The 13,253-nt window shown below is 39.8% G+C and carries 10 protein-coding genes; 5 read left to right on the top strand and 5 right to left on the bottom strand.

Going from position 1 to position 13,253, the window contains the following annotated elements; translation table 11 throughout:
- Positions 1 to 23: 23 nt before the first annotated feature.
- Entirely contained in the window at positions 24 to 617 is a 594-nt protein-coding gene (rsmD, locus tag NYR60_RS00100) for a 16S rRNA (guanine(966)-N(2))-methyltransferase RsmD (RefSeq protein WP_279466981.1), read from the bottom strand.
- 77 nt (positions 618 to 694) lie between these two features.
- Between rsmD and ftsY the strand changes: the two genes are divergently transcribed.
- Genes ftsY through ftsX form a run of 3 tightly spaced genes read left to right on the top strand, consistent with a single transcriptional unit; the run spans position 695 to position 4,084 of the window.
- Positions 695 to 2,431: a signal recognition particle-docking protein FtsY gene (gene ftsY, locus NYR60_RS00095; RefSeq protein ID WP_279466979.1), complete on the top strand. Its 1,737-nt coding sequence runs from the start codon at positions 695 to 697 to the stop codon at positions 2,429 to 2,431.
- A 51-nt stretch (positions 2,432 to 2,482) separates the two neighbouring features.
- On the top strand, positions 2,483 to 3,136 hold the full coding sequence (gene ftsE, locus NYR60_RS00090; RefSeq protein WP_279466978.1) for a cell division ATP-binding protein FtsE: 654 nt from the start codon (positions 2,483 to 2,485) through the stop codon (positions 3,134 to 3,136).
- 9 nt (positions 3,137 to 3,145) lie between these two features.
- Positions 3,146 to 4,084 (top strand): permease-like cell division protein FtsX, encoded by a 939-nt coding sequence (gene ftsX / locus NYR60_RS00085; RefSeq protein ID WP_279466975.1) that lies wholly within the window; start codon positions 3,146 to 3,148, stop codon positions 4,082 to 4,084.
- A 45-nt stretch (positions 4,085 to 4,129) separates the two neighbouring features.
- On the opposite strand, the gene cdd is transcribed toward ftsX, so the two are convergent.
- From cdd to folB, 3 genes are read right to left on the bottom strand one after another with little or no spacing between them, the layout of a single operon-like run.
- Complete coding sequence (gene cdd / locus NYR60_RS00080) at positions 4,130 to 5,023, bottom strand: cytidine deaminase (protein ID WP_279466973.1); 894 nt, start codon at positions 5,021 to 5,023, stop codon at positions 4,130 to 4,132.
- Entirely contained in the window at positions 5,023 to 5,940 is a 918-nt protein-coding gene (locus NYR60_RS00075) for a DMT family transporter (protein ID WP_279466971.1), read from the bottom strand. The genes cdd and NYR60_RS00075 overlap by 1 nt, the downstream gene beginning before the upstream one ends.
- Complete coding sequence (gene folB, locus NYR60_RS00070) at positions 5,940 to 6,293, bottom strand: dihydroneopterin aldolase (RefSeq protein WP_279466970.1); 354 nt, start codon at positions 6,291 to 6,293, stop codon at positions 5,940 to 5,942. The genes NYR60_RS00075 and folB overlap by 1 nt, the downstream gene beginning before the upstream one ends.
- A 72-nt stretch (positions 6,294 to 6,365) precedes the next feature.
- Here folB and plsY point away from each other — a divergent pair, with 72 nt between their 5' ends.
- Positions 6,366 to 6,956, top strand: a complete 591-nt coding sequence (gene plsY, locus NYR60_RS00065; RefSeq protein WP_279466969.1) for a glycerol-3-phosphate 1-O-acyltransferase PlsY — start codon at positions 6,366 to 6,368, stop codon at positions 6,954 to 6,956.
- Positions 6,957 to 7,079: 123 nt separating this feature from the next.
- Here the strand turns inward: plsY and pepN are convergent, their stop codons facing one another.
- A complete protein-coding gene (gene pepN / locus NYR60_RS00060; RefSeq protein WP_279466968.1) occupies positions 7,080 to 9,689 on the bottom strand; it encodes an aminopeptidase N in 2,610 nt (869 codons plus the stop codon).
- A gap of 101 nt (positions 9,690 to 9,790) precedes the next feature.
- On the opposite strand from pepN, the gene mfd reads away from it, so the two are divergent.
- Entirely contained in the window at positions 9,791 to 13,240 is a 3,450-nt protein-coding gene (gene mfd, locus NYR60_RS00055) for a transcription-repair coupling factor (RefSeq protein WP_279466966.1), read from the top strand.
- The last annotated feature ends 13 nt before the right edge of the window (positions 13,241 to 13,253 follow it).

The raw sequence follows: 13,253 nt of genomic DNA, 5'->3' as shown, positions 1-13,253 counted from the left end.
AATAAAGGTTAGAAAAGTCAAATTTATAGACATTGGATCAAGCGACTTATTACTTGTCCGGCAGTTTTTTCTTTAAGAATTTGCCAATTATGCGGTAATTCAAGCGGTGGATGGCTCTTTTCCGTTTCCACATAAATCAACGCATTTTCGGCAAGCCATTGATTTTCGGCTAAAAGTTTTAACACTTTCGGCACAAAGCCGTGATTAAAAGGCGGATCGACAAAGACTAATTCGAATCCCTGCTCAGGATTTTTCTGTGCTAAATATTGCAACGTATCGGTATTAATTACCGTACCGTTAGTCGTTTTAAGTGAGCTTAAATTATTTTTCAATAGCGTTGCCGCATTTGCAAATTTTTCAAGAAAAATAACCGCTTGTGCTTGGCGAGAGAGTGCTTCGATCCCAAGTGAGCCACTGCCTGCAAAACAATCTAAACAGCGACTGCCTGCAACATCATTCATTAGCCAGTTAAACAAGGTTTCTTTTACTCGATCGGTAGTCGGGCGTAAACCTTCCGCATTTAACACCGGCAACTTTCGCCCTCGCCAAAGTCCAGCAATGATACGGACTTCTCCGCTCGGCTTATTTTGTAAAGTGGAATTACGATTTTTTTTCATACTAACTAAAGGAAAAATAAGGATTATTTGATAAACTATATAAGTTTAGTCCATTTTAAAGGAAAAGTGAGAAAAATATGGCAGAAAAGAAAAAAGGTTTTTGGTCTTGGTTAGGTTTTGGAAAAAAAGATGAACCAAAACAGGAAGACATTCAAACAGAACAGCATACTGAATCAGCCGCAGAAGAAACGGTAGAGCAAAAATTAGAACAAGCAGAACAACAAGCTGAGCAATTACAAGAAACGCTAGAACAGAAATTAGAAGATCTCGAAGATAAAATTGAAGATAAGTTTGAGCAAATTACCTCACAACCGGAAATCAAGGAATTTACCGAAACAGTTGAACAAAAAACAGAACAAGTTGAGGATTTTGTTGAGCGTATTGAAGAGGCTATTGAGCAAAAACTAGAACAAGTTGAAGAATTTTTTGAACAAAAATCAGAAAATATCGAACAATTCGTTGAAGATAAAGTAGAAGAAGCCAAAACGTTTCTCCAAGAAGCGGTTAACGAAGTTGAACAATCTTTCGAGCAAGAGAAAGAAGAGTCAGTATCTATTATTGATACAGCAAAAATTGAGCAATCGCTTACTCAAACGGAAGAATCATACCTCTCTCAACCGATTTCAGAAAACCTTGAACAACCTCAAGATATTCCGCAAGCGGTTGAATCTAGTGAAAAATCTGCAACTGAACACGAAATCAACCATCATCAACAAATCGAACAACGTGTTGAAAAAGTGGTTGATGCTGAGCTTGCTGGCGAAGTGAAAACCAAGTCTGATGCAGAAGAAAACTTTGAAGAGTTAGAAGAGCTAATTGAGCTTGAAACGGAAAAAACAGAACACGATCACTCTGAAGAAAAAACGGACGAATACCAAGAAAAACCGAGCGAAGGTGGTTTTTTCAGCCGTCTATTAAAAGGCTTAGTTAAAACCAAACAAAGTATCGGTTCCGGTTTCCGTAATTTCTTTAGCGGCAAAAAAATTGATGATGAATTATTTGAAGAACTAGAAGAACAGTTATTGGTTGCTGATTTAGGTATGCCAACGACCACTAAAGTTATCAACAACTTAACTCAACACGCCTCTAAAAAACAACTTAAAGATGCTGATTTACTTTATCAGCAATTAAAACTCGAACTGGGCGAAGTATTAAAGCCAGTTAGCCAATCACTTGAAATCGATACAAGTAAAAAGCCATATGTAATTTTAATGGTTGGGGTAAACGGGGTCGGTAAAACCACTACTATCGGTAAATTAGCACGAAAATTCCAAGCTGAAGGGAAATCCGTAATGCTTGCTGCCGGTGATACTTTCCGTGCTGCAGCGGTGGAACAATTACAAGTTTGGGGTGAACGGAATAATATTCCAGTGGTCGCACAATCTACCGGTTCAGATTCTGCTTCAGTTATTTTTGATGCAATGCAATCAGCTGCTTCAAAAGGCATTGATATCTTAATTGCAGATACTGCAGGTCGTTTGCAGAATAAAAATAACTTAATGGATGAGCTGAAAAAAATCGTACGCGTAATGAAAAAATACGATGAAACCGCACCGCACGAAATTATGCTCACTTTAGACGCAGGCACAGGGCAAAATGCAATTAGCCAAGCAAAATTATTTAACGAAGCAGTCGGCTTAACCGGTATTACCCTAACGAAATTAGACGGTACCGCAAAAGGTGGTGTGATCTTTGCGATTGCCGACCAATTTAATATTCCAATTCGTTTCATCGGGGTAGGCGAAAAAATTGAGGATCTGCGTCCGTTCAATGCAGAAGAATTTATCGAAGCATTATTTGAACACGAAGAATAATTATTACGTATATTTTCTTTGCAAAAAACGTAATAGAAAAAGGTAAACACAATGATTAAATTCACAAATGTAAGTAAAGCCTACAAAGGTGGCAAACCGGCATTACAAGGGATTAATTTCCATTTACCTGCCGGCGGTATGGCATATTTAACCGGTCACTCCGGTGCAGGTAAAAGTACCTTGCTTAAGCTGATTATGGGTATTGAGCGTGCAAATGGTGGACAAGTAATGTTTAACGGGCACGATATTACTCGCCTCGAAGCACACGAATTACCGTTTTTACGCCGTCAAATCGGTATGGTTCACCAGGATTATCGCTTACTTACTGATCGTACCATTTTAGATAATGTTGCGTTACCGCTGATTATTCAAGGTATGAATCAACAAGTGGTTGAGCGTGAAGCACGTATTGCGTTAGAGCGTGTCGGCTTAGCCAATAAAGCCAATTATTTACCGCTACACCTTTCTGGTGGTGAACAGCAACGTGTTGATATTGCTCGTGCGATTGTACATCGCCCAATTTTGCTCTTAGCTGATGAGCCGACCGGTAACTTAGACGAAAAGCTATCATTTGAAATTTTTCGTTTATTTGAAGAATTTAATCACGCCGGCACAACCGTATTAGTTGCAACTCACGATACGAATATTATTTCAAAACGTCCTAAACCATGCTTAGTATTAGAGCAAGGTCATCTTAGAAATTAAGGAAACAATATGGCTCGTTCATTTAGTACAACGCTTGGCGCCCAAACTCGTTATACCTTACGTTCTGTCTGGCAAGATCTGAAAAAACGTAAGTTTGGCACTTTTCTAACCGTACTGGTCATCGCAGTATCACTGACGATTCCAACCGTAAGCTATTTGCTATGGAAAAATACCCATCAGGCGGCAACTGAATTTTATCCAGAACCTGAACTGACTATTTATTTGCATAAAAATCTTGCTGAACACGATGTCAATGCGGTTGTAGAACGTATTCGTCATTTCGATGCGGAAAAAATTGAATCGCTAAACTATATTTCTCGCCAACAAAGTTTGGAAGAATTTCGTTCTTGGTCAGGATTCGGAGAAGCATTAGATATTATTGACGATAATCCTTTACCAGCAGTAGTAACGCTTAAACCGAAAAAACAATTTACCGGTAATGATACAATGCTTGAATTACGTAACGGTTTACAAGCAATTAAAGGTGTACAAGAAGTTCGTTTAGATAACGGCTGGTTAGAAAAATTAACCGCTTTAACCTGGTTAATCGCACGTATTGCAATGGTTTGTACGGTGTTGATGTTAATTGCGGTGTTTTTAGTGGTGGGTAATGCCGTGCGTACTGATGTCGCAAATAGCAAGGCTTCGATTGAAGTACAGCAATTATTAGGTGCAACCGATCACTTTATTGCTCGTCCGTTCCTGTATACCGGTATGATTTACGGCTTTTTCGGTAGCTTACTTGCGATTTTATTTAGTGCGGTTTTAATTAGCTACTTTACCGGTGTGGTAAAATATGTTACCGATATGTTCACGGTCAAATTTGAATTAAACGGTTTAGATTTCAGCGAAATGTTCTTCTTGATCGTAGCCTGTATCTTTATCGGCTGGTTGTCAGCAAAAATTGCAACTAACCGACATATATTCCGAATCGGTTCTAAATACTAACCAATATAAAAAAGCACCTTTTGGTGCTTTTTTCATTTCACTTGGTTAAACTTCTACATATTCCAATTTAAGTCCTAAAAAACCTTCTACTAACGCTTCACTCATTTGGCGATGGCTAGTAGTACCTTTTCGCTCCGCCATGACTACTCGTGTAATTTCTGTACCTGATTTACCGCTTAAACGGCGATAATTCAATGCACTTTGGAGAGGAAGGAAACTTGGATTAAACGCCGCATTTTCAGCATAACGTCCGCAAATAATCTGAGCATCGACCTGTAAAGCAACACCACTTAACGATTCACTATATGGCGCATAAGAATGTGCTGCTGCTTGGATTGCCGCTTGAGTTAAAACATCGCCTTGCTGTTGTAAAGTATGTTGTTGTGGATCAAATAATACTTTTTTAATATTTAAATCTTTAGGACCAAAAGAGTCCGGTAAATATTGTTGTAACAAATTATTTTGGCTATGCGGTAAATGAATTTTTAATGTTTTTGCACTATTTAACTCATTCATAAATTGGCGACAATGTCCGCAAGGTGTGTAATTTACTACCATATCCGTAATCGCTTTTTCTCCGGCAAGCCACGCATGGGAAATAGCACTCTGCTCTGCGTGTACTGTTTGTTGAATCGCCTGTGCGGTAAATTCTTGATTTGCCCCAAAATAAAATTGACCGGATTCTCCGATTGCTACTGCTCCGACATAAAATTTAGAAATTGGTACAAGCGCATAACAAGCGGCAAGAGGTAAACATTCGAGGGCTAACTCAATTGGTGATAGTTTAAATTGCTGTGTCCATAATTTTACCTGCTCTGCTGAAAAACATGCGTTGTACTGCTGTTCCGCTAATTTTGAAGCGACATCCGTAATGACAGGATTATTTTTTTCTTGAACAACTTGAGTAATACGTTCTTTAAGTGCAAATAAAGTTGGCATTATGCTTTTTCTCCTTTGTTTGACGGGGACTTATTATAACTGCAAATTAATACGCCGGTTGTGATCAAGATCGCACTAATGACGTGAAATGTTTTTACTGATTCATTTAACAACAAAATACTGAATAATGCGGCAAATAACGGTGTAAAATTCGTCATAACTGCACCTTTTGCCGAACCGACAATCGCAATACCAAAGTTCCAAAAAGCATAAGATAAGATAGAAGATCCGATAACCAAATAGGCAATCCCAAACCATTGATAAGCGGTTAAATTTTGCAAAATTTCTACAGAAGATTGCCAAAATTCATATAAAAAGAACGGTGTCAGAGAAATTACTGCTAAACCGACAAGTGCTATCAAAAATGCCGTATTGCTAATATTTGCCGAGCGTAAGCGGATAATACAGCAATATATCGCCCAACTTACCGCAGAGGCTATCGTCCATAAATCGCCGTGGTTTATTTGTAAATTCATTAATTTTTCAAAATTGCCTTGACTTAATAGCCAAAAGACACCGATAAGACTTAATAAGGCTCCGCTCAAAATCATCGGTTTAATTTTCTCTTTAAATACCCATAAATTTAAAAATAAAACCAAGACTGGCACGACTGCCAAATAAAGACTCGCATTGAGTGCTGAAGTGGTTTTTAATCCTTGATAAAGCGTTGCGGGGAAAAGTACGATACCTAACATACCCAATGCCCACATCACTTTCTTCGCTGATTTCAGTATCGGTAATGCCTGTATCGTTGGTCGATAAAAGGCAATAACTAAAATAATGAATGCAGGAAACCAACGAATATAAGTCAGCGTAATCGGAGGAATAACATTACTGAGTACTTTGCCTAATACAAAGTTACCACCCCAAAATGCGGTAGCTAAAATCAAACTTAAATAACCAAGGCGAATATTCATTAGGATCTCCGCTCTACAATCACACCGACACTACTCGCTTGAGCAACAGCTTTAGGTTTATGTAACTCAATCCGTAAATTTCGCACGGCATAATTGTTCTGTAACAAATCAGCGACTTGATAAGCAACCGTTTCAACCAGCTTAAATGGTTTGGATTCAACGAAAGCTAAGATTTTTTCTGACACTTCCGCATAATTTAAACAATATTGCACATCATCCGTTTCTACTGCTTTTGAAAAATCCCATTCCATTTCAATATTAAAAACTAAACGCTGTTTGATCGTATGTTCCCAATCATAAGCTCCAATAGAAGCAAACGCCGTCAATTCGTGAATAAAAACTTTATCCGCCATTTTAGTTTCCTTAATAAGTTTATGATAACATTGCCGAGAATATAGCATAGAACGCCAATGTAAGGACAATTTATGAGTATTACCGCCTATTTGTTAATTGTATTTGCCTACTTGTTAGGCTCGATCTCAAGTGCCATTATTTTATGCCGCTTAGCCGGTTTGCCGGATCCGAGGGAAAAAGGCTCACATAATCCTGGTGCAACCAATGTACTACGAATCGGTGGAAAATTTTTAGCTTTAGGCGTGTTGTTATTTGATATTTTAAAAGGCACTGTGCCAGTCATATTGGCATTTCTATTTGATTTAACGCCTTCAGCCATCGGCTTTATTGCTTTAGCCGCTTGTTTAGGGCATATCTTCCCAGTATTTTTTCAATTTCGTGGAGGCAAAGGTGTTGCAACTGCCTTCGGTGCGTTATTACCGATTAGTTTAGCCGTTTCAGCCGTTGCATTATGTAGCTGGCTGATTGTCTTCCTGTTATTTGGTTACTCATCATTAAGTGCCGTCTTAACTGCCTTATTATTGCCTTTTTACGTTTGGTGGTTCCGCCCCGAGTTTACCTTTCCAGTTGCATTAGTCTGCTGTTTATTGGTCTATCGCCACCACGAAAATATTCAACGTTTATGGCGAGGACAAGAACAACCGCTTTGGGCAAGAAGATAATTAAACAAGTGGTCAAATTTAATGGAAAATTGACAAAAATTTAGCTAATTCAACCGTTTGTATCACTTATAAAAATAAAGCCTAATTCGTTTGAATTAGGCTTTTATCTATTCAATTATCATCTTATTGTAACGCTTTTTCAATTTTCTCATATAAATCACGTGCTAAACCGTCTAAGCTACCAAGACGTTCCAAGCCACGTTTCATTAGGGTTTGACGCTGATTATCATAACGAGAAAGTTTAATTAGCGGTTCAATTAAACGTGATGCAACTTGCGGATTGCTATCATTCAGTTTAATTAAAACATCAACTAAGAATCGATAGCCTGAACCGTCAATTGCATGAAATGCTTTAGGATTTTGGCTTGCAAAAGCACCGACCAATGAACGTAATCTATTCGGATTGTTAAAGTTAAAACTACGATGTTCTAACAAACCTTGAACGATTTCCAATACATTTTCATCCGGACGTGTCGCTTGCAACATAAACCACTTATCCATAACTAAACCGTCATGCTGCCATTTCTGTTCAAAATCCGCTAATAGTTGATCTCGACAGGCTAATTGTGCTTTAGTCGCCGCCGAAAGTGCCGCTAAAGTATCGGTCATATTATCCGCTTGCTGATAATGCTTATAAGTTAATCCGTTACCTAAATCTGTAAAGGCTAAATAAGATAAACATAGATTACGTAATGCACGTTTTGACATATCCTCAGCCACAACACGATAAACATCACAACGATTACGGTTATATACGTGTAATAGACGATCTCGCAATGTTTCAGCAATACTGCGTAACATAAATTCACGGGTGACGGCAATACCTACTGGATCAATCACTTTAAACACTTCTGCAAATTCCGTTTCTTTCGGTAATGTCAGCATTAAAGCGGTTAATTCCGGATCTGACTCATAATTATCCAATAAATAAACCAATGCCTCAGTTAAATCAGCGGAGAACGTAAATGCCTCACCCGATTGATGACGAGTTAAATTCAGACGTAACTCATTGTTAAATAAGGTTTGTGCTGCATCCCAACGAACAAAATCATTCTGAGCAAATTTGAGTAATGCGATTAATTGTGCATTACTATACGCATAATCTAAGCGTACCGGCGCCGAGAAATCACATAATAATGCCGGAACAGGCTTATGCATGACATTATGAAACTCAAAGATTTGATGCTCTTGCAAAATATCCAATACACTATTTAGTGTTGTACCTTCAAACTGTAATGCAATCGGCGAACCGTCTTGTTGACTGTATAACTCAATTTTTAACGGAATATGTAAATTGACTTTTTCCAGCTGATCTGCGGTTGCCGGCGTATGTTGCGAAACATGTAAACGATAGATATGGTGCATTTCATCATATTCATCACTCACACTAAGTTCAGGCGTACCAGATTGGCTATACCAACGACGGAATTGGCTTAAATCAACGCCTGAAGCACGTTCCATTGCAGATACAAAATCTTCACACGTTGCCGCAGAACCGTCATTTTCCGCAACATATAATTGCATCCCTTTTTGGAATTTTTCTTCGCCCAATAAGGTGTGAATCATACGAATCACTTCTGCCCCTTTTTCATAGACGGTAACAGTATAGAAGTTATTCATTTCAATCACTTTTTCAGGGCGAATCGGGTGTGCCATCGGGCTGGCATCTTCGGCAAATTGCACCGCTCGTAGTAAACGTACATCTTCAATACGTTTTGCCGGACGTGACCATAAATCTGAGGTAAATTCTTGATCACGGAATACAGTTAGACCTTCTTTAAGACTTAATTGGAACCAATCTCGGCAAGTAATGCGATTACCGGTCCAGTTATGGAAATATTCGTGGGCAATCACGCTTTCAATATCTAAATAATCGGTATCGGTTGCCGTTTCCGGTTTTGCCAACACAAATTTAGAGTTGAAAACATTTAAGCCTTTGTTTTCCATAGCGCCCATATTGAAGAAATCAACTGCGACAATCATATAGATATCTAAATCGTATTCTAAACCGAAACGATCTTCATCCCATTTCATTGCACGTTTTAAACTTTCCATCGCCCAGCCGGCACGATCTAAATTGCCACGATCAACATAGATCTCTAATGTAACTTCACGACTGCTTTTAGTAATAAATTTATCTTGTAACAGATCAAAATCACCGGCAACCAATGCAAATAAATAACTTGGTTTAAAGAACGGATCTTCCCATTCAACCCAATGACGACCATCTTCTAAATCACCTTGTGCAATGCGATTACCATTGGAAAGCAAGAACGGATATTTAGCTTTGGAAGCGGTAATTTTTGTGCGATATTTTGCAAGCACATCCGGACGATCCAACATATAGGTAATTTGACGGAAGCCTTCCGCTTCACATTGAGTACAAATGCCGTCACCGGATTGGTATAAACCTTGTAAAGACGTGTTTTGTGCAGGATTTAAACCGGTTTCAATTTGTAATTCAAATGGAGATGCAACCCCGGTAACATCAACGGTTAATGATTCACTATCTTTCTCAAAACGCTCAAAGGTTTCTCCATTTAATTTTAATGAGAGAAAATCAAAGCTATGTCCGTCTAAACGAATATGTGTCGCTTCCTCATTTTTACGTTCGACAGTTAAGGTTGAGGTAACGAAAGTGCGGTTAGGGTCAAGTTGAAAATCGAGATAAATATCAGTGATAGTAAAATCCGGTGCACGATAATCTTTTCTATATTTGGCTTTAGGTTGCATACTATTTTCCTTGAATGATTTGGTAAGAAGAAACTCACCATAGAGAAGCGAACATAATTGTACTAAAATAGTCGCAAATTTTCCAAAAAATCTAACCGCTTATGACATTCCATTTTAATCTAAACCTACCGGAAATCGGAGGAAAATACCAAGATCATCAAACGCTTGGCAATCTAATCGGACACGCAGACACGCTTGTTATTGCACAAGCTACTCAGCGATTTAACGGTTTGAGCGTAGTAGTTACGCCAGATACCCGCACCGCATTACGCCTTGAAAAAGCCTTAACACAATTCAGTAAATTACCGGTTTCAGTCTTTCCGGACTGGGAAACCTTGCCTTACGATAATTTTTCACCGCATCAAGATATTATTTCCGCTCGCCTTTCCGCCTTGTTTCATTTGCAACAAGGCAATAAACAGATTTTTCTATTGCCAATCAATACGCTGTTACAGAAAGTTTGTCCGCCGAGTTATCTCGCCAATAATGTATTATTGATTAAGAAAGGTGACCGCTTTTCAATTCAATCGTTACGTTTACAGTTGGAAAATGCCGGTTATCGTGCCGTGGAACAAGTGTTGGAATACGGCGAATATGCGGTACGTGGTGCGTTACTTGATCTTTACCCAATGGGAGCGGAAAGTCCGTTCCGTTTAGATTTTTTTGATGATGAAATCGATTCGATCCGCACCTTTGATGTGGATAGCCAACGCACAATAGCCGAGATCAACGAAATTAATTTACTGCCGGCACACGAGTTCCCGACCGATAGCAATGGGATCGAGCATTTTAGAAGCAAATTCCGTGAACAATTCGGTGAAATCCGCCGTGAACCGGAGCATATTTATCAGCAAGTCAGTAAAGGGATTTTGAACGCAGGGATTGAATATTGGCAGCCACTATTCTTTGAAGAAATGGCGAGCCTATTTGATTATTTAGCAGAAAATACCCTATTTATTACCTTTGACGGCATTGCCGAAAAGGCGGAACAATTCCATAAAGATACCGCTCAACGCTATGAAAGTCGCCGAGTGGATCCGATGCGTCCATTATTACCGCCAGACAAATTATGGTTCTCGGTTGATGAAGTCAATCGTGGCTTAAAAGCTTATCCACGTTTGACACTAAGTGCGGAAAAAGTGAGAAAATCAGTAACTAAACAAAATGCCAATGTTGATAAGCTACCGGAATTGGCGATTAACTCGCAGTTAAAAGATCCGTTTGAAGCGTTCAATAAATTCCGTAGCAAATTTGATGGGCAGCTTTTATTTTCTGTAGAAAGTGAAGGTCGCCGAGAAACCTTGCTCGAATTACTTGCACCGCTCAAAATCAAACCGAAACAGGTTAAATCATTAGCGGAAATTGATTCGCAAATTTCATTGATGATTTCACCGCTTGATCAAGGCTTTATTATTGAAAATGCAAGCGGTCAAAATTTAGCAATTATTTGCGAAACGGATTTCTTGGGCGAAAAAGTTCAAACAAAACGTACGGAGAAAAATCGCAAAACGGTCAATCCGGACACGCTCATTCGTAACCTTGCGGAACTCAAAATCGGGCAAGCGGTGGTACATTTAGAAAACGGTGTTGGACGTTATGCAGGACTCACCGTATTGGACGCCGGCGGCATTAAAGCGGAATACCTTGTCTTACTCTATGCGAACGAGGCGAAGCTCTATGTACCGGTTGCTTCATTACATCTGATTTCCCGTTATATCGGTGGAGCGGATGAAACCGCTCCACTACATAAACTCGGTTCGGAAGCATGGGCGAAAACACGCCAAAAAGCAGCGGAGAAAATCCGAGATGTGGCGGCGGAATTACTTGATGTGTATGCCAAACGAGAATCGCAAAAAGGCTTTGCGTTTGCCTACGATCGAGACAGTTTTATGCAATTTAGCCACACTTTCCCGTTTGAAGAAACTGAAGACCAGAAAACCGCAATCAATGCGGTCATTAGCGATATGTGCTTGCCAAAAGCAATGGATCGCCTTGTCTGTGGGGATGTCGGTTTCGGTAAAACCGAAGTGGCAATGCGAGCCACTTTCCTAGCGGTTGAAAACCATAAACAAGTTGCCGTGCTTGTACCGACTACGCTTTTGGCACAACAACATTTCGAGAATTTCAAAGATCGTTTTGCCAACTATCCGATTAATGTCGAAGTGCTTTCTCGTTTTAAAACTGCCAAAGAGCAAAAAGCAATTTTGGAAAAGGTGGCAGAAGGCAAAGTGGATATTTTGGTCGGCACACACAAACTGCTACAAGAAGACGTACAATTCCGTGATCTCGGTTTACTCGTGATTGACGAGGAACACCGTTTCGGCGTGCGTCAAAAAGAGAAAATCAAACAATTGCGAGCCAATGTCGATATTCTCACGCTCACCGCAACGCCAATTCCTCGTACGCTGAATATGGCATTAAACGGCATGCGCGATCTGTCTATTATCGCTAGTCCTCCAGCACGTCGCTTAACGATTAAAACTTTCGTCCGCCAACATGATGATTTAGTCGTAAGAGAGGCAATTTTGCGTGAAATTCTGCGTGGCGGTCAGGTGTATTATTTACATAACGATGTGGCAACAATCGAAAATTGTGCGACTAAGTTAGCGGAACTCGTGCCGGAAGCTCGGATTGTGATTGGACACGGGCAAATGCGTGAACGTGAATTGGAACGTGTGATGAGTGATTTCTATCATCAGCGTTTTAATCTATTGGTCTGTTCCACCATTATTGAAACGGGAATTGATGTGCCGACCGCTAACACGATTATTATTGATCGTGCGGATAAATTCGGCTTGGCACAGCTGCACCAGTTACGTGGACGTGTCGGACGTTCTCATCATCAGGCTTACGCCTATTTACTGACACCACCGCCAAAAACATTAACCAAAGACGCTCAACAACGTTTGGAAGCACTCAGTTCGATTGATAATCTCGGTGCCGGATTTGTGCTAGCGACTCACGATTTAGAAATCCGTGGTGCGGGCGAATTGCTCGGCTCTGAACAAAGCGGACAGATTGAAAGTATCGGTTTCTCGCTCTATATGGATCTGCTTGAAAATGCGGTAAAAGCGTTACAAGAAGGACGTGAACCGACTTTAGAAGAAATCACACAAAATCAGGTCGAGATTGAGTTACGCATACCGGCATTGTTGCCGGACGATTATGTACCGGATGTGAATATGCGTTTATCGTTCTATAAACGGATCGCTTCAGCGGAAAATGTCGAAGCGTTGAAAGATTTGAAAGTCGAACTTATCGATCGCTTCGGATTATTGCCGGAGGCAACGAAAAATCTATTCCAAATTACTCAGCTTCGTCATTTGGCAACACCACTCGGCTTGAAGAAAGTTGATGCAGGGATTAACGGTGGCTATTTGGAATTTAAACCAAACGCACAACCTGACCCAATGAAGTTCTTACAACTGATCCAATCGGATAAGAATGTCTATAAATTTGAAGGCGCGCAAAAATTCCGCTTTAATTTACCGCTTGCCGATAATGCAGAACGCTTGGCGTTTGTGGAAGAATTAATTGGGAAATTAGTATAACTCATAGGGGATT

Origin of the sequence: Actinobacillus genomosp. 2 (genome assembly GCF_029773605.1) — a bacterium.
GTDB lineage: Bacteria > Pseudomonadota > Gammaproteobacteria > Enterobacterales > Pasteurellaceae > Actinobacillus.
The sequence above is the reverse complement of the archived record's forward strand: the minus strand, read 5'-3'. Positions and strand labels throughout refer to the sequence as shown.